26 protein-coding genes and 1 tRNA gene are annotated in these 22,078 nt (G+C 61.5%); 16 read left to right on the top strand and 11 right to left on the bottom strand.

Annotated features, from left to right (window positions below; all coding sequences use genetic code 11):
• Window position 1 precedes the first annotated feature (1 nt).
• Together HGA39_07345 and HGA39_07350 are read right to left on the bottom strand one after the other, a co-directional pair.
• A complete protein-coding gene (locus HGA39_07345) occupies window positions 2-403 on the bottom strand; it encodes a nitrogen fixation protein NifQ (protein NTW29161.1) in 402 nt (133 codons plus the stop codon).
• A 29-nt stretch (window positions 404-432) separates the two neighbouring features.
• Window positions 433-1,962 (bottom strand): sigma 54-interacting transcriptional regulator, encoded by a 1,530-nt coding sequence (locus HGA39_07350; protein ID NTW29162.1) that lies wholly within the window; start codon window positions 1,960-1,962, stop codon window positions 433-435.
• A gap of 190 nt (window positions 1,963-2,152) precedes the next feature.
• Between HGA39_07350 and HGA39_07355 the strand changes: the two genes are divergently transcribed.
• From HGA39_07355 to HGA39_07390, 8 genes are all read left to right on the top strand, one after another.
• Window positions 2,153-2,356, top strand: coding sequence for a cold-shock protein (locus HGA39_07355; protein NTW29163.1), 204 nt, complete (start codon window positions 2,153-2,155; stop codon window positions 2,354-2,356).
• 117 nt (window positions 2,357-2,473) lie between these two features.
• Window positions 2,474-2,842 carry a Rieske 2Fe-2S domain-containing protein gene (locus tag HGA39_07360; GenBank protein NTW29164.1) on the top strand — a complete coding sequence of 123 codons (369 nt, stop codon included), beginning with the start codon at window positions 2,474-2,476 and terminating at the stop codon, window positions 2,840-2,842.
• A gap of 28 nt (window positions 2,843-2,870) precedes the next feature.
• Window positions 2,871-3,776 carry a glutamate racemase gene (locus tag HGA39_07365; GenBank protein ID NTW29165.1) on the top strand — a complete coding sequence of 302 codons (906 nt, stop codon included), beginning with the start codon at window positions 2,871-2,873 and terminating at the stop codon, window positions 3,774-3,776.
• Window positions 3,767-4,537, top strand: coding sequence for an MBL fold metallo-hydrolase (locus HGA39_07370; protein NTW29166.1), 771 nt, complete (start codon window positions 3,767-3,769; stop codon window positions 4,535-4,537). The genes HGA39_07365 and HGA39_07370 overlap by 10 nt, the downstream gene beginning before the upstream one ends.
• Window positions 4,538-5,284: a ribonuclease PH gene (gene rph / locus HGA39_07375; GenBank protein ID NTW29167.1), complete on the top strand. Its 747-nt coding sequence runs from the start codon at window positions 4,538-4,540 to the stop codon at window positions 5,282-5,284. It abuts the gene before it with no gap.
• Window positions 5,268-5,888 carry an RdgB/HAM1 family non-canonical purine NTP pyrophosphatase gene (gene rdgB / locus HGA39_07380; protein NTW29168.1) on the top strand — a complete coding sequence of 207 codons (621 nt, stop codon included), beginning with the start codon at window positions 5,268-5,270 and terminating at the stop codon, window positions 5,886-5,888. The genes rph and rdgB overlap by 17 nt, the downstream gene beginning before the upstream one ends.
• A gap of 79 nt (window positions 5,889-5,967) precedes the next feature.
• Window positions 5,968-6,177 carry a hypothetical protein gene (locus HGA39_07385; protein ID NTW29169.1) on the top strand — a complete coding sequence of 70 codons (210 nt, stop codon included), beginning with the start codon at window positions 5,968-5,970 and terminating at the stop codon, window positions 6,175-6,177.
• A gap of 75 nt (window positions 6,178-6,252) precedes the next feature.
• Window positions 6,253-6,329, top strand: a tRNA-Pro gene (locus HGA39_07390).
• A gap of 578 nt (window positions 6,330-6,907) precedes the next feature.
• Here HGA39_07390 and HGA39_07395 read toward each other — a convergent pair.
• The 4 genes from HGA39_07395 to HGA39_07410 form a co-directional block, all read right to left on the bottom strand.
• Window positions 6,908-9,007: a catalase gene (locus HGA39_07395; protein ID NTW29170.1), complete on the bottom strand. Its 2,100-nt coding sequence runs from the start codon at window positions 9,005-9,007 to the stop codon at window positions 6,908-6,910.
• A gap of 257 nt (window positions 9,008-9,264) precedes the next feature.
• A complete protein-coding gene (locus HGA39_07400; GenBank protein NTW29171.1) occupies window positions 9,265-9,699 on the bottom strand; it encodes a hypothetical protein in 435 nt (144 codons plus the stop codon).
• 77 nt (window positions 9,700-9,776) lie between these two features.
• Window positions 9,777-10,538, bottom strand: a complete 762-nt coding sequence (locus HGA39_07405; protein ID NTW29172.1) for a hypothetical protein — start codon at window positions 10,536-10,538, stop codon at window positions 9,777-9,779.
• Window positions 10,525-11,085, bottom strand: a complete 561-nt coding sequence (locus HGA39_07410; protein ID NTW29173.1) for a sigma-70 family RNA polymerase sigma factor — start codon at window positions 11,083-11,085, stop codon at window positions 10,525-10,527. The genes HGA39_07405 and HGA39_07410 overlap by 14 nt, the downstream gene beginning before the upstream one ends.
• A 362-nt stretch (window positions 11,086-11,447) precedes the next feature.
• Between HGA39_07410 and HGA39_07415 the strand changes: the two genes are divergently transcribed.
• The 8 genes from HGA39_07415 (at window position 11,448) to HGA39_07450 (ending at window position 16,755) form a co-directional block, all read left to right on the top strand.
• Entirely contained in the window at window positions 11,448-12,083 is a 636-nt protein-coding gene (locus HGA39_07415; GenBank protein NTW29174.1) for a hypothetical protein, read from the top strand.
• A gap of 93 nt (window positions 12,084-12,176) precedes the next feature.
• Window positions 12,177-12,635, top strand: a complete 459-nt coding sequence (locus tag HGA39_07420; GenBank protein ID NTW29175.1) for a PadR family transcriptional regulator — start codon at window positions 12,177-12,179, stop codon at window positions 12,633-12,635.
• The gene (locus tag HGA39_07425) at window positions 12,632-12,991 is read left to right on the top strand and encodes a dinitrogenase iron-molybdenum cofactor biosynthesis protein (protein ID NTW29176.1); all 360 of its coding nucleotides are present in this window, start codon (window positions 12,632-12,634) and stop codon (window positions 12,989-12,991) included. The genes HGA39_07420 and HGA39_07425 overlap by 4 nt, the downstream gene beginning before the upstream one ends.
• Window positions 12,992-13,053: 62 nt before the next feature.
• A complete protein-coding gene (locus HGA39_07430; GenBank protein ID NTW29177.1) occupies window positions 13,054-13,437 on the top strand; it encodes a dinitrogenase iron-molybdenum cofactor biosynthesis protein in 384 nt (127 codons plus the stop codon).
• Window positions 13,438-13,454: 17 nt separating this feature from the next.
• Complete coding sequence (locus tag HGA39_07435; protein ID NTW29178.1) at window positions 13,455-14,375, top strand: P-loop NTPase; 921 nt, start codon at window positions 13,455-13,457, stop codon at window positions 14,373-14,375.
• Window positions 14,372-15,271, top strand: a complete 900-nt coding sequence (locus HGA39_07440) for a P-loop NTPase (protein ID NTW29179.1) — start codon at window positions 14,372-14,374, stop codon at window positions 15,269-15,271. The genes HGA39_07435 and HGA39_07440 overlap by 4 nt, the downstream gene beginning before the upstream one ends.
• 111 nt (window positions 15,272-15,382) lie before the next feature.
• Window positions 15,383-16,297 (top strand): Mrp/NBP35 family ATP-binding protein, encoded by a 915-nt coding sequence (locus tag HGA39_07445; GenBank protein ID NTW29180.1) that lies wholly within the window; start codon window positions 15,383-15,385, stop codon window positions 16,295-16,297.
• Between the two features lie 83 nt (window positions 16,298-16,380).
• Window positions 16,381-16,755 carry a molybdenum cofactor biosynthesis protein MoaE gene (locus HGA39_07450; protein NTW29181.1) on the top strand — a complete coding sequence of 125 codons (375 nt, stop codon included), beginning with the start codon at window positions 16,381-16,383 and terminating at the stop codon, window positions 16,753-16,755.
• A 25-nt stretch (window positions 16,756-16,780) separates the two neighbouring features.
• Here the strand turns inward: HGA39_07450 and HGA39_07455 are convergent, their stop codons facing one another.
• The 5 genes from HGA39_07455 to HGA39_07475 form a co-directional block, all read right to left on the bottom strand.
• Window positions 16,781-17,803, bottom strand: a complete 1,023-nt coding sequence (locus HGA39_07455; protein NTW29182.1) for an aminoglycoside phosphotransferase family protein — start codon at window positions 17,801-17,803, stop codon at window positions 16,781-16,783.
• Window positions 17,800-18,891, bottom strand: a complete 1,092-nt coding sequence (locus HGA39_07460) for an ABC transporter ATP-binding protein (GenBank protein NTW29183.1) — start codon at window positions 18,889-18,891, stop codon at window positions 17,800-17,802. Before HGA39_07460 ends, HGA39_07455 begins: the two co-directional genes overlap by 4 nt.
• An 11-nt stretch (window positions 18,892-18,902) precedes the next feature.
• On the bottom strand, window positions 18,903-19,691 hold the full coding sequence (locus tag HGA39_07465) for an ABC transporter permease subunit (protein NTW29184.1): 789 nt from the start codon (window positions 19,689-19,691) through the stop codon (window positions 18,903-18,905).
• A gap of 47 nt (window positions 19,692-19,738) precedes the next feature.
• The gene (locus HGA39_07470; GenBank protein ID NTW29185.1) at window positions 19,739-20,554 is read right to left on the bottom strand and encodes an ABC transporter permease subunit; all 816 of its coding nucleotides are present in this window, start codon (window positions 20,552-20,554) and stop codon (window positions 19,739-19,741) included.
• A gap of 166 nt (window positions 20,555-20,720) precedes the next feature.
• Window positions 20,721-22,004 carry an ABC transporter substrate-binding protein gene (locus HGA39_07475; GenBank protein NTW29186.1) on the bottom strand — a complete coding sequence of 428 codons (1,284 nt, stop codon included), beginning with the start codon at window positions 22,002-22,004 and terminating at the stop codon, window positions 20,721-20,723.
• Window positions 22,005-22,078 lie beyond the last annotated feature (74 nt).

Raw genomic sequence — 22,078 nt, forward strand, 5'->3', positions numbered from 1 at the left:
GCTACCCCTCATCGGCGAAGCACTCCGAATAGCTTGAGCACGCGCTGCAACTTGGCGCCTTGCACGTGTTGAACCCGCCCCAACGGCAGAGCCGCCGGTAGATGAATTTCTTCCAGCGCATATCCATGATGTTGTCGTGGGCAAACGGCTCGAAGCACGTTTCGAGAAGGATTCGCAACTCCTGCCGGTTAGCGAGTTCCAGATCGCGCCATAGATGCTGTTCGCCGAGACACCCCGCGGCGACAGCTCGAGCTACGGCGTCAGTCACTACCGGGTCGAAACCGGGCGTCGCCTCGGCCAGCAGCATCATGCGGATCGCGTCAAACTCGGCTTGCCGTTCGGCCGTCGCAAACCGTGATTCCGGGCCACTGGGGCCCGTGATAAGAGCGATCGCAGCGTCCACGGCAGAGCTTCTGTTGCAAGGCGTCACGGCTAGGCTCCTTCCAGGTCGTACTTGCGCATCTTGTACGCCAATTGGCGTGGTGTGATTCCCAGCTCACGGGCCGCACGAGCCTGTACGTAGGTATGTCGGCGCAGTGCGATGAGAATGCGACGGCGTTCGAGGGCTTCTATCTCCTCGTTTAACGAAAGCCCATCTCCGCCCTCGTCGGCCATGTCATGCAGCAGCAGGTGCTTTGGCAGATCGCGAGGGTGGATTGTGTCCGTCTCGGCTAGGACCACCAGACGGTGCAGTGTGTTCTCGAGTTCGCGGATGTTGCCCGGCCATCCATATTCTAAGAGGATGTGCATGGTCTCGCGTGTGAGCTCAATGGTGCTTCCGGTCGCTTGGGAGAAGCGGTTCAGGAAATGCTCGATGAGCAGCGGGAGGTCTTCTCGGCGATCACGCAGTGCAGGCAGGAAGATCGGGACGACGTTCAGGCGCCAGTACAGGTCCTCGCGAAACTCTCCGCTGCGCATCATCTGCTCGAGGTTGCGGTTCGTGGCGCTGACGATCCGGGCATCGCTTGTGAGAGTCTTTGTGCCGCCGAGCCGCTCGAATGTCCTTTCCTGCAGCACGCGCAGGAGCTTGGCCTGCAGAGAGGGAGGGACGTCGCCTATCTCGTCGAGGAAGATGGTGCCGCCTCGTGCGAGTTCGAAGCGGCCCTGTTTGCTTGAGATAGCGCCGGTGAAAGCGCCCTTCTCGTAGCCGAACAGCTCCGCCTCCAGCAGGTTTTCCGGGAGAGCAGCGCAGTTGATCGCCACAAACGGACCCTTGGGCTTGAGTCCCTGGTAGTGAAGCGCGTGGGCGATCAGTTCCTTACCAGTGCCGCTTTCGCCACGCAGAAGCACCGTGGCCTGTGAGCGCGCCACCTTCGACGCGATTCTGAACACCTCCTGCATGGCATCGGAGTCGCCGATGATGTTGGGCAGCGAGTACCGCCCGCGCAACTCACCTCGGAGCCGGTCGCGATCCTCCACTTCGTGCTGGTAGATCCAGTACAGCCGAACCGCATGCGCAATGATCGAGGCCACAATCTCGAGCACACGGATGTTTTCTTCGAGGGACACATCTTCATCGGCGAATACGCGATCAGCCGAGAGCACCCCCAATACGCTCCCGCGAAGCACAATCGGAACAGAGATGAAGCCGATGTCGGCCCGCTCCGGTCTGGAGCCGGTGCGGTTCAGAAAGAGGGGCTCCTGGCCGACGTTGGGGATCGCCATCGTCTTGCCGCTCGACGCGACCTGGCCCACCACACCCTCGCCGGTGCGGTAGACCCCACGCGCGATTTCGGCACGCGTGAGTCCGTGAGCCGCCGCAATCCTGAGTTCGCGGGTCTCGGGATGGATGAGCGCCACGGTTGCGCGGGAAAGACCCAGGCCTTGAGAGAGGACTCGCATGGATCGCCTGAGATTGCGATCGATGTCGAAGCTCGACGCCATGGCTTGGCTGACGTCGAGCAGCACCGCGAGTTCAACGGTTCCCACTGTGGCGTTGGACGAAGGATCTGCTACATTCATCATTGGCTTAGTGAAACACGGCTCTGTTTCGGGACCATGAAATATAGGTTGCGCGTCATCGGCGAGTCGTGTGCTATACTCTCCGCAGGATCCGAAGGGGATCCAGTTTCGCGGCGTGGCGTTTCGCGCAGATTGCGGAATGTTGCGTCGCTTTGTTTTTTGCCCTGCGGGGCAGGAGAGTGAGTTTAGAATGGCTGAAGGTACAGTTAAGTGGTTCAACGCTGACAAGGGCTATGGCTTCATCTCGCGTACGGATGGCGACGATCTGTTCGTCCATTTTTCCGAGATCCAGACCAGCGGCTTCAAGACCCTCGAAGAGGGCCAGGCCGTTTCGTTCGAGGTCACCACTGGCCAGAACGGCAAGCTGCAGGCCACCAAGGTCTACGCCAAGTAGTCTAACGGCTTCATAGCAAACGTTCAGAAGAGCGGCCCTCAAAAGGGGCCGTTCTTTTCGCGTTGTTGGGCATATACCGTGAGACCCAATGACGAGACCATGGGAGGGGCTTCAAACATGGAAGGCTACATCGAAGTGCCGCTGGCGGCACCCTTGGTCGAAGGTACGATGACATCCGTAGAGGTCGAAGACCACGAGCTGCTTGTAGCGCTGGTCGGGGGGCGCTACTACATCTCCGACGCTCGCTGCCCGCATCTCCACGGCCATCTGGCAAAGGGCGTCTTGGACGGCACGGTTGTGACATGCCCCCTCCATCACTCGCAGTTCGATCTTTCGGACGGCCATGTAGTGCGCTGGACCGACTGGACGGGTGCCGTGCTCGGCATCTCTGAACTGGTCAGGCACCCTCGGCCTCTGCGCACCTATGAGGTCGCGGTTGAAGCCGGTCGTGTGCTCGTCGGTCCCGAGAAGCCGCCGGTCCCGTGAGCCGAGGTAGACAAGCTATACTGGCCTCATGCAGTCTCAACCCATTGGTATCTTCGATTCCGGTCTCGGCGGTCTGACGGTCGCGCGCGAAATCGCGCGCGCGCTGCCGCACGAGTCGCTCGTCTATCTTGGTGACACTGCGCGATACCCGTATGGCCCGCGCGACTTGGCCGAGGTGCGGCGGTTTGTGCTTGAGATTGGCGCGTGGCTGGAACGCCGCCAAGTCAAGATGCTGGTCATCGCATGCAACACCGCAACCGCTGCCGGGCTCGAATTGGCTCAACGGTCGTTCTCGGTGCCTGTGATCGGAGTCATCGAGCCGGGTGCGCGGGCGGCGGTGCAGGCTACCAGGAACCGCCGAGTCGGAGTGATCGGCACGGTCGGCACCATTGAGTCGGGCGCGTACAGCCGCGCGGTGCGTGCGCTCGACGCCGGTGTGACCGTCTTCAGTGTGGCGGCTCCGCGTTTTGTCGACATCGTCGAAGAAGGCTTGCGGCTCGATGTGGGCGCTGTCGAGGGGCTGATGGCGGACTCGGCCGACGTGTTCGTCCGTCCGGCGTTCCACGCGATTGCTCGTCAGTACCTCGATCCGTTGAAACGCACCGGGATCGACACCCTCGCGCTCGGCTGCACGCATTTTCCGCTGCTTTCGGCGGCGATCGGGTCCGTGGTAGGACCGCGCGTACGCATCATCTCGTCGGCCGAGGAGACGGCACGCGAGGTGGCCGAGACGCTCCTGCGCCGTGACCAGCTGACGCTGGCCGATGGCCGTCCGCCTCGGCACCTGTTTGCCACCACAGGCGACGTGCAGGAGTTCGAGCAGCTGGGCTCGCGGGTGTTCGGCGCGCCAATCGGCGAGGTCGAGCATGTCGCGCTCGAGCAGCTGGCTGCGGGAGCGGCCGAGGGAACGGCGAAAGAGGGCTCATGCGACTGACGGTACTCGGCTCGGCGGCGAGCTACGCGGGACCCGGTCAGGCGTGCACGGGGCACTATCTCGAGGCGGGTGGGGCTCGGGTGCTGCTGGACTGCGGCAACGGAGTGCTTTCGAACCTCGGGAAGGTGACCGATCCCCTCGCGCTCGATGCAGTCTTTGTCACGCACGCTCACCCTGACCATTTCGCTGATCTCTACGCACTGAACTCCCTCCTCCGTTATGCCCCCGAGGGTCCACGGCCTCCGCTCGCGCTCTACATGCCCGAGGGACTGTGGGAGGCGCTCTGCGGCCCCGTCAACACGCGCATCGCTACCGATCTGGCTCTCGCGTTTGTGCCGGTGCTGCTTGTCGATGGCGAGAGCGTGGCTGTCGGCGATCTGACGATCACACCGCGCCGAGTCGACCACATCGAGCCTACGTATGCGCTGGTGGCCGAGGCCGACGGTGCCAGGCTGGTCTACACCGCTGACACGGCGCCCGGCCCCGCTGCGTTCGCCGTATCGCTGGGCGCCGATCTGCTGCTCGCCGAGGCGACGTTTCCGGAGGCCTATGCCGGGTTTGGGCCGCACATGACGGCATCGCAGGCGGGGGCGCTCGCTCGAGACGCAGGCGTGAGAGCGCTCGTGCTTGCCCACGTGTGGCCGACAAACGACCGCGCGGCGATGGTGACTTATGCTGCCGCGGTATTCGACGGCCCGGTGGTCGTCGCGAACGAACTGGATGTGTTCGAGATCTCGCCTGTGGGCGGAAAGGACGACTAGATGACGAACCGACTTGAAGGCCGCGCGCCCGATGCGCTGCGCCCTGTGCGGATCACGCGCCGCTACCTGAAGCACGCGATGGGGAGCTGCATCTTCGAGCTCGGCGACACGCGCGTGCTGTGCGTGGCGTCGATCCAGGAGGGCGTCTCGTCGTGGAGGCGCGGCAGCGGGCTTGGATGGGTGACGGCGGAGTACGCGATGCTGCCGGCGGCCACGCACACCCGCTCACGCCGCGAGAGCTCCTCCGGCGGCCCCAAAGGCCGCACGCAGGAGATCCAGCGCCTGGTGGGCCGCTCGCTGCGCTCCGCAGTCGACATGGGCGCTCTCGGTGGCGAAGTGACGGTGACCGTGGACTGTGACGTCCTGCAGGCCGACGGCGGTACTCGAACCGCGTCGATCACCGGCGCATACATCGCGCTTCACGACGCGTTCTCGGAGTGGATGGCGGCTGGCAAGATCGCGCGCCTGCCGTTTCTGGAGCAGATCGCCGCCACAAGTGTGGGCATGGTCGACGGCACGCTCCTGCTCGACCTCGAGTATGCTGAGGACTCCATTGCCGAGGTCGACATGAACGTCGTCATGGACGGCCGCGGGCGCTTCATCGAGGTGCAAGGCACCGGCGAGCAGACGCCGTTCGACCGCAAGCGCCTCGACGCGATGCTCGATCTGGCCACCGGAGGGATCGGGCGGCTGCTGGAGATCCAGCAGCACGTTCTTTCGGAGGACCTGGATGTCTACGAATCCTGACGGCTCCACGCTAACGGTCGTCGTCGCCACATCGAATCGCGGCAAGCTTACCGAGATCCGCTCGGCACTGAACTTCGAGGGCTGGCGCTTCGTCTCCGCCGACGAGCTCTCCGATGAGTGGCCAAGTCCCGACGAGACCGGCACCACCTTTGAGGACAACGCGCGCATCAAGGCCCGGGCGGCGTTCGAGCGCTTCGGCATGCCGGCGCTCGCAGACGATTCCGGTCTCGAAGTCGACGCGCTCGGCGGCGAGCCCGGCGTCTACTCAAGCCGCTATGCCGGCGAGTGCGCCGCCGATGCCAAGAACAACGCGCGCCTGCTCCTCGCGCTCAAGGAGGTTCCCGCAGCCGAGAGGAGCGCTCGCTTCCGGTGCACGATGGTGCTCGTGGAGGACGACGGATCAGAGGTCGTCGCGAACGGAACCTGCGAGGGGAAGATTGGCTTTCAGCTACGTGGGGACGGCGGTTTTGGCTACGACCCGCTCTTTCTGCCCGACGCCATCCCCGGTCACACCATGGCCGAGCTTTCACTCGCCGAGAAGAGCGCTATCAGTCACCGCGGGGCGGCGTTGCGCGATCTGCGCGCCAAGCTCAAGCGCGGCTGAGACCGCGGCGATTCTCCTGTTGGGAATGGTATGCTGCGCCGATAGGAAAATCGGCAGGAAGACGGGTCGAAGCATGTTCGTGAAGTTCACCGATAAGCGCGGGCAGTCTTGGACTGTCAACCTGGATCATGTGGTCTCGGTACTCCACGACGGTGATACGCATCTGCTGACGCTTTCGAGCGGGCAGGAGATTGCTGTCGGCGCTGAAGCGGTTCCAATGCTGGTGGTGTCGGGAGACCCCCGGAAGATCGGCTACCAGATAGCCATGGGGATGTTTGGCGTCAACTAGCATTTGCCCCTGAGCAGCCCTCTCCCTATACTGTTCGATGCTCGCCTCGCCAAGAGGTCGGCGGTTTGGGCAATTCGGGCTGTAGCGCAGCTTGGTAGCGCATCTGCTTTGGGAGCAGAGGGTCGCAGGTTCAAATCCTGTCAGCCCGACCATGTGCAAATGAAGGCCCTTTCGGAGTCCATTTCGAGGACGCTGAAAGGGTCTTTCCACTGGTAGGACGCTATGTGACCGTCTTGTACGAGCAGGTTACAAAGTACCCCAGCGAGGATCTCGCGCCTTGTCTCCTCATCAGCGCAGGAAAAGTCGATATGCGCGCATGCCGCTTGCCGAGCCAAGCCTTCAACCTGCGCAGTCAGTCCGACAGGCTTCTCTGAGAGCGCCGAAAGACGGCGTTCCAAAGTGACTCTCTCGGTTTCGAGTTCGGCGGACTTCGCGGTGTATGTCGCCTTGTCGATTACGGCATCCAGCAATGAATTCAAGAGGGCAGCGGACCGGCGCTGGTTGGCATCAAGAGCGCGGCGGATAGTCTGGCGCTGTTCGTCGAAGGCGACCATACATCGTTGCGCGAACCCTCGCGTGAGAAGAGGGCATCGCATGTGATCACGCAAAGGCCGGAGAGCTTCCTCCGGCCTTTGCGCTCATCGATTCTACGCGACGGCTTCGTCGTGGCGCCGATGAACCCGAGCCGAGTTCTTCCTCGACGGGCGCGATTCACCAAGTGGGTCTCCGCCTACGGCAGTGTGCGTACCTTCGGCTCGCGCGCCCACTGGCGAGTCTTTGCTGCCTTGATGAAAGCTTTGGGGTCGGCGGCGTCGATGACGCCTGCGTCGGCAGTGACGCCGGCGGTCTTGAGGAGTGCCTTGGCACCTTCGTCGGCGGCGATGGCCTTGAGGTGGCCGAATGCATCCCGCACGAAGTCAACCGCGGCACCTTCCTTGGCAAGCTGCTTCGCGCTTACGTCGGACAGGATCACCGCCACCGCGTCGAAGATCACCGACGGCGTCCCGGCGAGTTGGTTCTCGATAACCTCGGACTTGCCGCCTCCGAGCTTGACCTCGCCGATCTTGGGCGCCACCACCTTGACGACGGCCCCGGCAGCGTGCGCCGCCTTCCGGATCGCGTCAATCGCCGCGCTGTCGGATCCGTTGGCAATGAGAATGCCCACTGAACGACCCTTGAGCGTGTCCTTCATCTTGCTAATGAGGCCCAACGGGGGCGATTTCGCCAAGTCTTGAATGTGGGCTGCCGCTTGAGGAGCTGCCGGAAGCGTAGCCATATTCAAGCCGGTGGCGACGCGTTTGGCCAGTGAGGCGTCAATGTTGCGCAGGTGTCCGACAATCGCTTCTCGCACGTGTGGCGTCTGCACCTTGGACAGTTCAAACACGTACGCCGATACGATGTGAGCCTGCTCCGCGGGGCTCTGGCTGCGGTAGAACTGGCGGGGTTGGCTGTAGTGATCGGCGAAGCTTGCCGGCCGAATGCGGCGCTTGAGCCCGTGATCGATGGAGACCGCGGCGCTAGCGAATCCGTGGGGGGACTCGAGGGGCCGATCTGGCTCGAGTGACTGCGGCTCGTAGTTGGTTCGGCCGCTTGGCACCGCCATCTGCATGTGCCCGTCGCGCTGGTTGTTGGTCACGGGGCACTTGGGTGAGTTGATCGGGATCTGGTGGAAGTTCACTCCGCCAAGACGTGAGAGCTGCGTGTCGGTATAGGAGAAAAGCCGACCCTGCAGGAGCGGGTCGTTGCTGAAGTCCATGCCCGGCACGATGTTGGCGGGGCAGAAGGCGACCTGCTCGGTTTCGGCGAAGAAGTTGTCGGGCCAGCGGTTGAGCACCATGCGCCCGACGGGCGTGAGCGGCACGAGTTCCTCCGGGATCAGTTTCGTGGGGTCGAGATGGTCGAAGGGGAAGCCGTCCGCCTCTTCCGGCGTGAACAGCTGGACGAAAAGCTCCCACTCGGGAAACGCGCCAGCTTGAATGCTGTCAAACATGTCGCGGCGGTGGAAGTCCGGATCCGCGCCGGCGAGTTTGACTGCCTCATCCCAGAGGGTGGACTGCAGCCCGAGCTTGGGGCGCCAATGGAACTTAACGAACGTGCTGTAGCCCGAACGGTCGATGAACCGGAAGCTGTGGACGCCGAATCCCTCGATCATGCGCAAGGAGCGGGGAATCGTGCGGTCCGACATCGCCCAAATGACCGCGTGCATCGACTCAGGCGTGAGCGAGACGAAATCCCAGAAGGTGTCGTGTGCACTTGCGGCCTGCGGGAACCCACGATCCGGCTCCATCTTCACGGCGTGGACGAAGTCAGGGAACTTGATGGCATCCTGGATGAAGAAGACCGGAACGTTGTTGCCCACGAGGTCCAGGTTGCCTTCCTCTGTGTAGAACTTAACGGCGAAGCCACGTATGTCGCGGGGAGTGTCGACTGATCCCGATCCGCCAGCGACGGTTGAGAAGCGAGCAAAGACCGGGACTTTGACGCCGACCTGGGTGAAGATCTTCGCGGTCGTGACCTTGCTCAGCGAGTTCGTAAGCTCGAAGAAGCCGTGCACTCCCGTGCCACGCGCGTGTACGATGCGCTCTGGGATGCGCTCGTGGTCGAAGTGCATGATCTTCTCTCGGAGGACGAAGTCCTCGAGCAATGTCGGCCCATGATCTCCGGCGTGCAGCGAGTTCTGGTCGTCCGACACTTGGACGCCTTGGTTTGTCGTTAGCGGAGGGTGTTCTCCTCCGGCGTGTTGGTGCAACTCACCGGCGTTACCGGTTTCGCGGGCACCTATCCCTGCCGCGTGCTTGCCCTTGGCGGGCACCTTCTTCTGGGCACTCATCATGACCTCCTGCGTGTTGCACTCTCCGCCGAGCCAAGCGACCCTGCCTGTCTTACCTACCCATGAGAGATCTGCGAGAATCGCGACATAGCGAGCGGCATCATTCTCCCCGCCGGTCGCGCAGTCAGGTGGCGTGACGTGCGGCGGACGTGACCGGGACATCGGTTTGCAGCTGATCCCGTGCCGATCAAACAAGAAGGGTACCCGTGGGGTGCCCTTCTTGTGAGTACGCCTCTATCGGAGGAACGGCCCTGATCTTACCGCAGGCCGAACAACCCCCTGAAGCGCTCAACGAAGTTGTTGAAAAGATTGCTAATTCTGGCGCTGATCTCCGCCGGCACGTTGGTGTCGTTTCCGATGCACACTTCGTTCTGTGCGAGCACGCGCTGGGCATAGGCGGATGGGTTGGCGGGGGTCATGGCCGGCTCAGGCTGCATACTTGCTACCTGCGAGCGAACCTGATTCTGTCCCTGAGACTGAACGCCCGGAACCGTCGCCGGCACCTGCAAACCAGTGCCATCTTGCAGACGATCCTGTATGCAGTCAGGGACTTGGTCGCCGATGGGGTTCGTGCAGATTCCGGTTCCGGTACCCGTGCCTGCCGTTGTGCCGTTGCGGCCTGCGGCAAATGCGGGGACCGTCATGGACATCAGCAGGACCAACGTCAGTGCGGCAAACAGTGTTCGTTTCATGGGGTGTCCCTTCGTTGCGTTATGTGCTCTCACTCAAGAGAACGCGCCGAGGCATTACCGCGTTACGGGTGGTCCTGCTAATTCCCGAGGCCTCGTTGGGTGCCGTTCTGCTGAATTTGTCCGCCGGATCCTGCTGAGCCGGTGCTGCTGTCAGATCCTGAGACGCCGCCGCCTGATCCGCTTCCTGAGGAGCCGGAGCCCGGGGCTGGCTCCTGGGGCGTACCGCTGCCGCCAGAAGAACCGGCGCCTTCATTCGAAGGACCCGCGCTGCCGGCGCCCTGCTGAGCGTCGTTCTCGGCCGAGATGGCCTTCTCGATCGCAGTCTGTGCCCAATCGGGAACCTCACCGATACGGCTCTGTATACGCAAGAGTTCCTGTTCCTGAAGTCCGGTCACACCGCCAGCGATGTGCACACTGTCGCGCAACTGCTCAAGCACACCCGCAACATCGGCCTGGGTTGCGCCCGTCCGGCGGGCGAGAGCGCCTGCCTCTTCAGCCCGCCGTTCCGCCAACCCGACGAGCACCTGCCGCTCCAGCGAACCTGTCGGTAGCACCGCGACGATCGCGTTCTCTACCGCACGCTTGACGGGATAGAGCGTGCTGCCGGGGAGCGACCCGTTGGCTGCATACGCCACACCACCGCCGAATAGGACGGTAGCCGCTGTCACCGCCGCCGCGATGCGTCGCGATTGCGCCAAGAAGAAGCCAGACCGTGTTCGTGGCTGAATCGTGCTCATCACGCGCCGACGCACATCGGCACGTGCCTGATCCGGCATCGACTCGGCGGCCGTTCGGAGCGCTGTCACAGGCATGTGCTCGAAATCCTCATGCGTTTCCATATGAGCTATCCTCCTGCAATATGCGAGCGAGCGATTTGACCGCCCGATGCTGAAGTTGCTTCACAGCATTCTCATTCTTACCGAGAGACTCGGCCGTCTCCTTGATGCTCAAGTCCCACCAGTAGCGAAGCGCGATGACTGAGGCCTGTTCTTCTGTGAGCAATCGCACTGCGCTCCGGAGCATCTCGGCATCCGCGCGCGCTACCGCGAGCACTTCGGCGCTGTCTGCCCACACCGTATCGTCAGGCGCGCCATCGGTGGGGATCGGCCTTCGCTCGCCGCGCCGGTACTCATCGACCGCGGCGTTGCGAGCGATGCGGAAGAGCCACGCCGAGAACGGCACTCCGTTGTTGTCGTACGATCCGAGTGATTCCCATACTTTGAGGAACACGGTTGCAGTCACATCCTCGGCATCGTGTGCCGAACTCGTGCGCGATCGTACGAACGCGTACACCCTGTTGGCGTATTCGTCGTAGAGTCTGCCGAAGGCGATGCTATCGCCCTTCTTGGCTCTGGCGATCAGCCGCGTGAGCTTCTTCTCCGTCACATGGTTTCCTGCCTGCTGGTTCCTATGGGGGTAACGTTTCGACGCAGAGCAAGGTTACGGGAGACGACAACTCCGGTTGCAGCATGGCTCGCCCTTGTGGTCTGTGTGGGCCGCACCGCAGCGCTGTCTTACTCGAGGCTCATGGTACACGCACCAGCTGTTCACGCCACATCACTAGGGAACTACAAGAGGTCCCGGGGGATGCCGCATGCAAGAAAGGGCGAGTCGGGGCGAAGCGTGAACGTTGACATATACATGCGATGAACATACAATGCATATAACAGCTATATGTAGATCGACCGATGTCCTGTCGATCGAGAGGCACAAATCGGACAGCAGGTTCTACGGATTGGAGGTGCGCTATGTCAGTCGATAGGAGCGTCGCCGGTGAGAGGCTTGCACACACCCTGGCGCAAATAACGGACCGGACCGGCACCGTCGTCGTTGGAATCCCGAAAGGCGGCGCTTTGGTGGGCGCCACAGTCGCGTTAGGCTTGGGCGTAGCTTACGAGTGCGTGCCAGTCTGTCGCATAGGCGTCCCATGCTTTCCCGAACTCACGCTGGGTGCGATAGATCCCGACGGCTTTGCTACAGTCGATCCGCACACTCAGCTCACTCGATATGAGCTGACGAGATCACGAGGCGAACTGGCGCAGCACCTTCGCAGTGAGACCGACCGCTGCCGAGGAGGCCGTGAGTTCGTGGACCTCGAAGGACGCAACGTGATAGTCGTCGACGACATGGCCGAGACCTATCTCGTTGCACAGTCCGCAGCGGAGTACATGCGGCGTCACGGCGCCTCCCGGGTTGTCTTTGCCTCACCGGTGGGGTCGGATGACGCGATGCCGCGTCTGCGCGAACTCTACGACGACGTCGTCGTTGGCAGGGTAGTACCTCGGACCGCTGTTCTGAGTTTCTACTCAGGCGAGCTTCCGAGCGAAGAGGAGATTCACGAGTGTATGGGGCGTGCCTGGGACGCATCGCCAGCGGCTGGGTGAGATACTGTGATCCGGTGAAGACGGCTTGATTGCCTCGCAAGTAGTCGACATCTAGCGTGGATGCAGGATCACGACGGATTAGGAGCGCACAGTATGACTGGTGAGGATCTGCGATGCTGCGAAGTTGAGGACAACGAGCGTGCGGGTCGACGCTGCTGCGGCCGAGGCCATGCAGGCGGCGGTGGAGGGCATGGCACGCTTGTTGAGCCGGCTGCGATTGCGGCCCTCCTTACCGGGGGGAGCCACGGCTATGACCTGCAACGGATCATCCTTGAGATGACCGATGGCCAAGTCGATGCGGACGCGGGGGGACTATACCGCGTGTTGCGCCGACTTGAGGGTGAGGGCTACGCAGTATCGGCATGGTGTGAGGAGGGTTCGGGCCCACGGCGTCGTGACTATGAGCTCACAAGCGAGGGTCTTGAGCTTGCGCGGCATTGGATTCAGCACTTACGAGAGCGCGAGACGGTGGCGGGCCTGCTTGCTGGTCTGCTGGAGAGCGGGCTCGTCGAGAACGACGGGGACCGATCGGCAGAAAGTGCTCAGCAATGAAGGTCGCCATCAGCGCGTTGGAGCCCACACTCGAGTCGAGAGTCGATGAACGCTTTGGCAGGGCAGCGCATCTGTTGATTGTCGACACAGAAACGCTTGAGTTGGAGGTCCTCGACAACAAAGTGAACCAGCAGGCGCTCAAAGGCGCCGGCTTCGGCGCAGCGGAGGCCGTATGTGGACACGGGGCTGAGGCCGTGCTGACCGGTCATCTCGGGCCGAATGCGTACAAGGCCCTGCAAGCGGCAGGTGTACGGGGCTATGGCGCGGCAACCCTGACCGTGAGGGAGGCCATTGATCGGTTCAACTCGGCCTCGCTCGAACCGCTTTCTGAGGGCGAAAGCCATGTGGGGATGTAGTTCGTTGGGTAACTCAGCCGGACCACTGATGGCTCCGGACCGACAGATGAGAGGATATGCGCATGAGTGACCGAATCAGGCTTGCTGTTCCGACGGTTGGCGAAGGTGGATTGAAGGCGGAGCGCTCGGGGCATTTTGGGCACTGCGACTGTTTCACCGTGATCGACATGGAGAATGGCGAGATAGTCGAGGTTTCCGTTGTCGGCAACCCCCCTCATGTCGAGGGTGGCTGCCTGGCACCTGTCAATCTTCTCGCCTCCCACGGCGTCAACGCGCTCGTGGCCGGCGGTATGGGTGCGCGTCCACTCATGGGATTCAAGGACGTGGGCATCAGGGTGTTCTTCGACAACCAGACGCCGGGCGTGGGCGATGTCGTGAGTAGAGTTCTGCAAGGCGAGTTGCCGGTCATGGAGCTGGACAACGCCTGCGGCGGCGGAAACCACTAGCTGCTGTGAGAGGCAGCATGAGCGCCCAAGCCGATCATTTCACGCTGGCGGTGGCCTCGGGCAAGGGGGGTACCGGCAAGACGCTGGTCTCGAGCAATCTTGCTGCAATGGTCGCCGCCAGCGGACTCGCGACGACGCTTGTCGACTGCGATGTTGAGGCGCCGAACGACCACCTCTTCTTCGACGTGAGCGCCGAGGTGACGTTGCGGGTCGACGCGTTGGTCGCAGAGGTCGACTCGACGGCCTGCACGGCGTGCGGCGTGTGCCGAAATGCTTGCGCCTATGGAGCGTCGCGCATCTTCGGTCCTTCGGCAATCGTATTCGACGAGTTGTGCCACGGTTGTGGGCTCTGCGTCGACATGTGCCCGACGGGGGCGATGCACGAAGTGGCGCGCCGTGTGGGCGAAGTGTGTGTTGGGGTACCCACCGCTAGGGACGGCTTAACGGTAGTGACCGGCCGGCTTGATGTGGGACAGGTCAAGGCACCGCTGGTGATTAGAGCAGCCCGCGAGGCCGGCCGTTCGTGCGGCGCCAGGTTCGTGGTGCTGGATGCGCCGCCTGGCGTGGCTTGTTCGGCGGTCGCCTCCATGCGCAACGCGGATGCATTGCTGCTTGTGACCGAGCCAACGCCGTTTGGACTGCACGACTTGGAGTTGAGCTTGCGCCTAGGGAGCGATCTGAGACTGCCGATGGGCGTCTTCTTGAACCGCGACGCCGGCGAACCATCCGACGCTCTTGACCGCTTGGCTGAGCGCTATGGCGCGTCGATTCTGGGTCGTTTGCGTTTCGACCGGCGGATCGCCGAGACCTACGCCCGCGGCGCGCTTGTGGTAGATGTCGTGCCCGGCGTGCGTGAGGTCTTGGCGGAAGCCTTCAGGAGCATACGCAGGCATGCTGGCGCGAAGTCGCACGCGAACCGAGAGATAGTGCTTCGATGAAGACAATCGTTGTGGCATCCGGCAAGGGCGGTACGGGGAAGACTACACTGGCTGCGCTGTTTGCCCACCTTGCTGCGCGCAAACGGGTGGTGGCTGTTGCCGACGCCGACGTTGAGGCATCGAACCTTCCGCTCGCTCTGCACGCCCACGAAATCATGCGTGAGCCGTTTGTTGGAGGGGCGCGAGCCGAGATTGATTCGAGCCTGTGCCGCAGCTGCGGGCTGTGCGACAGCGTCTGCAGGTTCGGGGCAATCTCTGAAGGAGCCAACGCTCTGCGAGTGGTTGACCCGTGGGCATGCGAGGGATGCGGCTACTGTGCGCGCGTCTGCGTGGCCGAGGCCGTCCGAATGTGTTCTTCGAGCGCCGGCATAGCGTGTCTCGGCGAGAGTGCGGCGGGTCCGATCGCGTATGGGCAACTCGGCCCGGGCGAAGACCTTTCCGGGAAGCTCGTGACCGAGGTGCGCCGGCTCGGAAAGGAAATCGCTGAGCGGGAGAGCGCACAGCTTCTGATCGTCGATGGCCCTCCCGGCGTGGGATGCCCCGTCATTGCCGCGATCACGAACACCGATCTGCTGGTGGCGGTTGCCGAGCCTACGATCTCAGGCGAGCACGATTTGTCGCGTCTGGTTGATCTAGCGAGCCGACTCGGCGTGCCTGTGGTGGTTGTGCTCAACAAGGCTGACCTCTCCACATCTGGCGCGGATCGTATTCGAGCGTTGGCGGAGAAGCACGAACTTCCGCTCCTTGCCGAGATTCCCTTCGACGCTGCGCTGGGTCGCGCGTTGGAACGCATGGCGTTCGAACCTGCCGTAGCAATTCCGGCGGCAAACGGAGAGGGAATGCGCGCAATCGAAATCGCGTGGGGCGCACTGGAGAGTCATCTGGGGTTGACGTAACGGCGCCGGATGCGCTGTACACGCCGCAATTCATGCTGGGATAATCGGTTAGTCTAGAGCAAGAACGTCACGGTACTCGCCGTGACTCGACTGAGTCAAAGGAGGCTTACCGTGGAAGACGGTGCCCAAGAGGAGGCTGCAAGTGCCACAGCCGGATCGTGCGGCTCATGCAGCGATGCAACATGCTCTGCCAACAAACGCGTGCAAGGTGAGGGAGACAAGGATTTCGAGGACCGGCGTAAGTTGCAGGCGAGGCTCTGTCGCGTGCAACACAAAGTCGCCGTCCTGTCAGGGAAGGGCGGCGTAGGCAAGAGCACAGTCGCCGTGAACATGGCCGTCGCCTTGATGCTGGCGGGTAAGCGCGTCGGCCTGCTCGACATAGATATCCACGGCCCGAGCGTTCCAACGATGCTGGGTCTCGAAGGAGCCACCCTTATCGGTTCAGAGGATGGATTGCTGCCTGTCGATGCGGGCGGGATCAAAGTGATGTCCATCGGTTTCATGCTGCGTAATCACGACGATGCACTCATATGGCGAGGCCCTGTGAAGACAGGGATCATCAGGCAGTTCCTTGCCGATGTCGAGTGGGGGGATCTGGACTATCTCATCATCGACACTCCTCCCGGAACGGGAGACGAGTTGCTGTCAATCTGCCACATGATCGGAGATATCGACGGGGCGGTGATAGTCACCACACCACAGAAGGTAGCCTCGGTCGATGTGCGGAAATCCATCACATTCTGTCGGAAGCTTGAGGTTCCGGTGCTTGGGATCGTGGAGAACATGAGCGGATTCGCTTGTCCTCACTGCGGTGAGGTCACGACAATCCTGAGTTCCGGCGGTGGCCGGGAGATTGCTCAAGATATGGGTGTCCGATTCTTGGGGGCGATTCCAATGGATCCTCAGATCGCGGACGCATGCGACAGCGGTCGTGCTTTCGTCGAGCACTTCGCCGCATCGCCCACAGCGGAGGCGATGCAGGCGGTCATCCGGCCGGTGCTCGAATTGGACCGCGTTGAAGACTAAGAGAGCCGACAGACGTGCAGGAGCAACGTGGCCGTGGCACATGAGCGGCCGCAATCAACGGAGTGAATGAAGGAATGGAGCGGATGATGCAGAGAGAGCGACCTTCTGTCGACGCGTGGCTTGCCGAAGTCAAAACTGGACCTGAAGCGCCGGGTGTTGGCATGTGCCTCATACACAACGGTATTGTGAGGGGAACCTCCCGGAGTGGCGCTGTCGTCACAGGGATGGAGTTGTCGTACAACCCGGATCGCCTCGGTGAGGTGATTGAACAGGTCTCGCATATGGATGGCGTTGCGTATGTGCGCGCATGGGTGAACAGCGGCACGCTTCAGGTGGGCGACGACATCATGTACGCGCTGGTGGCTGGAGACATCCGAGAGCACGTGTTCGGGGCGCTTCAGGAACTGGTGCGCAAGATCAAGACCGAGGTTGTCGACGAGATGGAGAACCGCGCGTAGGCTCCGATGCTCACCACCGCGTTCTTCATCCGAAGAACTCGGTATCGATGCAATCGAGGAATTCGGGTGCGAGATACGCCTTGATCTTTTCGTAGGTGTACTCGTTGCGCAGTGTGCGCCGCGGGTCTTGGTACTCGACGTATGCCATCGCACACCAGGCAATGCCGCGCAGACAGGTGATGGACAGATACTGTTCGAAGCGCGATTCGAGCGCATGGGTGGAGAAACGTCCGTTGACCGCGGTGCAGTACAGGCCGAGGAACTCGGCCATCTGTTCGCGAGTCAGGACGGTCTCGGTCTTCCACAGCGTCGTCGTGGGAGCGAGAAAGTGAGCTATGTCCTGCGCTACATCGCCTAGGATGGGCTTCTCCCAGTCGACCAGATAGTTGGGTCGGGCCGGCCCGTTGACGAGGAAGTTCGCCGCATTGAGTTCCGTGTTGACGACATGCCGCTCCGTCTCGGGAATGCCATGGCCAGTTGCCATGTGCGCGAGTCGGCCGGCCTTCTTCGCGAGCTGTTCGAGTGCTGCCGAGATGTGCGGAGTCGCGAAGGGCGAGTCCGTGTAGACGGCGAGCATGTCACGACTCTCTTGGACTATCGCGTCAGGGAGGTCTTCAGGACGCACGAGGTGGCACTCGGCCGGCACGGGCACGCTGTGCACGTCGGCAAGGATTTCGGCTGCCAGCACGATGCCCGTCTCGTACACGAGCGGCCTGCCGGGCAGGAACTCCATCACAAGCACGCCATACGGCAGACGCGAACGTGATCCGTCCACGTAGTAAGCATGTGGCGTGCGGCCACTGTGTTCCAGCAGCTGTAGCGCCTTGAATTCGTAACCGATCTGGTCGTCCAGATGCATCTGGCTACCCATATTGACGCGCAGCACAAGATGTTGGCCGCTCACTGGATGCGTGAACTTGAAATTCGCGTTGTATTCGCCTTGTCCGATCGGCGTGAGAGGGAGTTCGACACCGACTGGAATGCCGAGAGCAACTCGCAAGTCGGCGGCGTCGCGCAGGTATTCCTCCAACTCCAATGTGGAGATCACTCTGAGACCCCCTCGGCCACGCTGTCTCTTTCAACGAAGAAGTCAGTCACGGGGCCGGTGCCCGCGCCCGCATCCGAATATACGAACAAGGACCCGTTCTCGATATGCAGGTCCACACGCTGGCCGGGGGCGAAAGCAACGAGTGATCGTGCGGTCAGCGTGTTTTCACCCGTGGTGACCCGCACCATGTAACCATCACCGCAATACGTGGAGCTGATGACCTCCAGCACCCCATCAGGCTTAAGCCGCACACCCCTATGACGAACAACAGCAGTGGCAGGGCCGTTGGCCGAGCAGGCCGTGCCGCAGGCTCCCATGCAGGGGACCACCAGCTCGTTCGCGCGAAACGCTCCATTGACAATCGCGCCATTGAACACAGTGCAGTCACCAAAGCAGCTTGCCACCTCTGCCGACGCGGGATGTTCATAGAGGTCGATCGGTGCACCGTACTGCACGATCGCGCCGTCATGCATGTAGACGATATGGTCGGACACCATGAGCGCCTCAGTGGCGTCGTGTGTAACCAGCACTGTGGTGATGCCGAGTTTGCGGTGCAGATCCACGACGAGATGCTGCATCTCGGCTCGCAGACTCTCGTCCATACCCGAGAATGGTTCGTCGAGCAGGAGCAAGCGAGGTTGTGCCGCGAGCGCCCGAGCGAGGGCCACGCGTTGTTGCTGACCACCCGAGACTTCATGGACGCCGCGTCGGCCCAGTCCCTCAAGATGCATCAGCCCAAGCAACTCATGTGCGATTTCAAGTCGTCTTGTGCGAGGCATGCCCTGCATCTTCAGCGGGAAGGCGATGTTGTCCTCAAGACTCATGTTTGGGAAGAGACGGACGTCCTGAAAGACCACGGAGGCACGGCGCTGGTGCGCCGGGACGTCGTTCACGGGTTGGCCATCGATCTCGATCGTACCGGCATCCGGGTACAGGATTCCGGAGATCAACTTGAGTGTCGTGCTCTTGCCCGCCCCTGATGCCCCTAGTATGGAGACAAACTCGCCATCGGCCACATCGAATGAGATGCCGTGCAGGATACGTCTGCCGTCAATTGTGAGTTCGAGATCGCGAACCACGAGACCCATGACAAACCTTTCTAGAGGAAGAGACTCCTGGTCTCACGCATGCCGAGTTTCTTGAGAATCCACTCGAACAGCAGGAAGACCGCGAATGTGGAGACCAGAAACACGAGGCTGTAGGAAGCAGCGATGGTGCGGTCGCCGGACGACAGGAAGGGAAACATCACTACGGCAAACGTCTTCATGGAGCCACCGCCAACAAGCAACGTGAGGAAGTACTGACTAAACGACACGATATAGGCCATCGAAGCCGAAGCCAAGATGCCCGGAAGCAGCGATGGCACTGTGACATGCACGAGCGTCTGCCGGCGCGAGGCGCCCAGCACGCGTGACTGCTCTTCGAGTCGGGGGCCTGCCGCCGCCATCACGTCGGTCATGATGCCAATTGCGTATGGCAGTGCAACAACGGTATGCGCGATGATGACGCCCAGCATCGTCCCGCCCAGCCCAACGCGCAGAAACGCCACCTGAATACCCATCGCGAACACCGCAGCCGGCACGATGAACGGCAGGATCGTTGCAAAGCGGAAAAGGTCCTTACCGAGAAACTCGTAGAAGACGAGTGCTCGTGCCGAAAGCGACGCGATCACGATGCAGAGGACCGAAACCGCGACGGCAATGAGGATGCTGCGGGCCAAGACACCGCCGATCGGGGCATGCCCATTGAATATTTCGGCGAGTCCGCGGGTGGAGAGTGCCGAGGGAAGCAGGTTTGGCCAGGGCCACCGGTCGACGAAAGCCCACACCGCAATGGTTGAGAGCGGGACGAACACGACCAGCAGGTAGATGCCGAAGAAGACTCGCATGGCGCGAGAGTATCGGCGAGCGGATGGCGACTGGGCGGGCATTCGCGTCACCGGCCCCTTCGCTCTCGTTGGATGATGCGCAAGTACAGCCATGCGAGAATGAGTGTGATGAACGACATGATCCCGTTGAGCGCCATCGCATGGGCGCGGTCAAGCAGCTCCGGACTGCTGTACTCGATGTAGGCGAGTACAGGCAAGGCACGCGGCAGCGTCGAACCCAACAAAAGCGGCACCTCGTATGAGCCGAAGGCGAACGCGAAGACGATCAGGAACGACTTTGCTATTGCAGGAGAACTCAAAGGAACAGTGACCGCGAAGAACGTTCGCAGTGGTGAGGCACCTAGACTCGAAGCGGCCTCGGAGAAACGGTCGCTGATACTTCCCATGATGGCAAACGTGGAAAACGCGACAAATGGAATCTCCTTCCAGAGATACACAAGGATGATTGCCCACCCTTGTGAGGAGCCCACCACCGTTGGGAAATCGGCTTGTGAGCCGATCACGCCGATCGAATTGAGTACGCGCGCCAGTAGACCGCTACCGCTGAAGAGGGAGATTACCGACAGCGCCACGACCGTATGCGCAGTCATGATCGGAATCTGAACGCTTGCGAGACGTCCAGTGCGCCCTACGCGAAGGCGCGTAATGACTGCCGAGAGGGTCACGCCTCCCATTGTGGCGAGCACGGACGATGCGGCGGCAACGTACAGACTGAAGAGGATCGACGAGATCAGATCGGAACGGGTGAGGGCCTCGGTGTAGTACTCAAGCGTCGGCGTGGTCAGGCCGAGATAGGGCATAATACCGAAACCTTGGAGGATCCCGTTCAGCACTCCATATGCGAAGAGTAAGGCCAGCAGCATGGCAGGCAGAATGAGCAGGTAGGGAGCGAGACAAGAGCGCGACGTGGCCAATAAGCGCGGCCTGCGGCCAGCGGAACCCCGCTCATTGTCTTGAAGCACTGTTCTCTCCTCCTCCGATCACCGGCTCCGGGTGTGTCGCAGCACTCATGCCGCGAGCAGTTTGCGATTATTTGCCGACGACCTCGGATGTCCAAAGCTTCTCAATGAGAGTGATGACTCCGCCGGAGACCTCGGGAAGTCGATGAGCAAGGAGTTCGGAGAGAGAAAGAGTTCCCTTGCCGAGGCTCACGGACTTGAAGGCCGCCTGCGTGTTCGAATCGACTTTGGAAACGTCAAGGACGGTGACCGTCTTGAGAGTCTCGTATTGTGAAAGCTGAATCTTTGGAGAGAGAATCTCGTTGATGGCGACCAACGCGGCGGCCTTATGGGGTGCGTTTTTTGCGATGGCCATGAAGTTCGTGTTTCCAACTGTGCCCTCGCGCAAGATGAACGATTGAGTGGTGTCGGGAATGAGGCCGGATTTGACGTCGTTGATCCAGCCGAACGGGTCGTAGGTCATATGGAGAACCAACTCGCCATCCTGAAACATCGTGTAGACGGTGCCCGAGTCGGCCGGAAATGTTGTGCCGTTTTTCCAGAGGTAGGGGTTGAGGCTGCGGAGGTACTTCAAGCCCGGTTCGACAAGATCGCGGATGGCCTTCTCGTCGTTTGCGTTCATCGCAGTGAGTTTCTTCCATTGGTCGGCGCCCATAGCGCTTGCTAGGAGACAGGAGATGAATGCGGTACCCGTGAAGTCGCCGGCGGCAGGGTAGGTCACTCTTCCTTTGTTCGCTTTGCAGAAGGTGAAGAAATCGGCGGCCGTTGACGGGGGAGTGGGTGTCTTCTTGATGTCGACGAGCAAGACCATCTGCGCCTTGCCGTAGGGTGCTTCATAGCCGTTGTTGGGCTTGCCGAAGTCGTAGGTGATCTCGGTGTTCGCGTCAACGTAGTCTCTGAAATTGGGCAGCCTCTGGCAGAATGGCCCGTAGAGGTAGCCATTCTGCATGGTCGAGTAGAAGTTCTCACCGTTGATCCAGATGAAGTCGATCGAACCCTCCTTGGCGCCTGCCTGCATCTCGCCGGAGAGCTGCGTCAGGACATCATTGATGCCCATTGGAACGCGCTTGAGCGTGATGTCGTAGTCCTTCTTGAGGGCGTCAGTAACCGTCGTGTCGAGCCACTTGTTGCGGTTCTCATCGCCGCCCCAACCGTAGAACGAGACGCTCTTGCCCTTGGCTTCCGCGACGATGGCGCTCCAATCGGCGTTGTCGATGTTGAAAGCGGCCGAGCCGGAATCGCCCGATTTCGCGGCGCAACCCCACAGAGCGCCGCTCGATAGGGCTGCAACACCCGTGAGTCCTGCGAATTCGACGAACTGGCGACGCGTAAGCGGCCGGTTTCTGAGTTCCATGCGATGCTTCTCCTTCGTGGTTTGTCTTCCTGGCCCTATCGGCGTGATGCAAGCAGGTTGGCAGTGCCATTTTC

The organism is Coriobacteriia bacterium (assembly GCA_013336165.1).
Classification (GTDB): Bacteria; Actinomycetota; Coriobacteriia; order Anaerosomatales; family JAAXUF01; genus JAAXUF01.

Coding starts and splice junctions, on each gene's coding strand:
- HGA39_07470 (NTW29185.1), bottom strand. CDS start 20,554: ATGCTGCTGGCCTTACTCTTCGCATATGGAGTGCTGAACGGGATCCTC.
- HGA39_07435 (NTW29178.1), top strand. CDS start 13,455: ATGAGCGCCCAAGCCGATCATTTCACGCTGGCGGTGGCCTCGGGCAAG.
- HGA39_07370 (NTW29166.1), top strand. CDS start 3,767: ATGCGACTGACGGTACTCGGCTCGGCGGCGAGCTACGCGGGACCCGGT.
- HGA39_07430 (NTW29177.1), top strand. CDS start 13,054: ATGAGTGACCGAATCAGGCTTGCTGTTCCGACGGTTGGCGAAGGTGGA.
- HGA39_07420 (NTW29175.1), top strand. CDS start 12,177: ATGACTGGTGAGGATCTGCGATGCTGCGAAGTTGAGGACAACGAGCGT.
- HGA39_07355 (NTW29163.1), top strand. CDS start 2,153: ATGGCTGAAGGTACAGTTAAGTGGTTCAACGCTGACAAGGGCTATGGC.
- rph (NTW29167.1), top strand. CDS start 4,538: ATGACGAACCGACTTGAAGGCCGCGCGCCCGATGCGCTGCGCCCTGTG.
- HGA39_07395 (NTW29170.1), bottom strand. CDS start 9,007: ATGAGTGCCCAGAAGAAGGTGCCCGCCAAGGGCAAGCACGCGGCAGGG.
- HGA39_07360 (NTW29164.1), top strand. CDS start 2,474: ATGGAAGGCTACATCGAAGTGCCGCTGGCGGCACCCTTGGTCGAAGGT.
- HGA39_07440 (NTW29179.1), top strand. CDS start 14,372: ATGAAGACAATCGTTGTGGCATCCGGCAAGGGCGGTACGGGGAAGACT.
- HGA39_07400 (NTW29171.1), bottom strand. CDS start 9,699: ATGAAACGAACACTGTTTGCCGCACTGACGTTGGTCCTGCTGATGTCC.
- HGA39_07460 (NTW29183.1), bottom strand. CDS start 18,891: ATGGGTCTCGTGGTTCGCGATCTCGAACTCACAATTGACGGCAGACGT.
- HGA39_07350 (NTW29162.1), bottom strand. CDS start 1,962: ATGAATGTAGCAGATCCTTCGTCCAACGCCACAGTGGGAACCGTTGAA.
- HGA39_07450 (NTW29181.1), top strand. CDS start 16,381: ATGATGCAGAGAGAGCGACCTTCTGTCGACGCGTGGCTTGCCGAAGTC.
- HGA39_07475 (NTW29186.1), bottom strand. CDS start 22,004: ATGGAACTCAGAAACCGGCCGCTTACGCGTCGCCAGTTCGTCGAATTC.
- rdgB (NTW29168.1), top strand. CDS start 5,268: ATGTCTACGAATCCTGACGGCTCCACGCTAACGGTCGTCGTCGCCACA.
- HGA39_07405 (NTW29172.1), bottom strand. CDS start 10,538: ATGGAAACGCATGAGGATTTCGAGCACATGCCTGTGACAGCGCTCCGA.
- HGA39_07465 (NTW29184.1), bottom strand. CDS start 19,691: ATGCGAGTCTTCTTCGGCATCTACCTGCTGGTCGTGTTCGTCCCGCTC.
- HGA39_07365 (NTW29165.1), top strand. CDS start 2,871: ATGCAGTCTCAACCCATTGGTATCTTCGATTCCGGTCTCGGCGGTCTG.
- HGA39_07425 (NTW29176.1), top strand. CDS start 12,632: ATGAAGGTCGCCATCAGCGCGTTGGAGCCCACACTCGAGTCGAGAGTC.
- HGA39_07415 (NTW29174.1), top strand. CDS start 11,448: ATGTCAGTCGATAGGAGCGTCGCCGGTGAGAGGCTTGCACACACCCTG.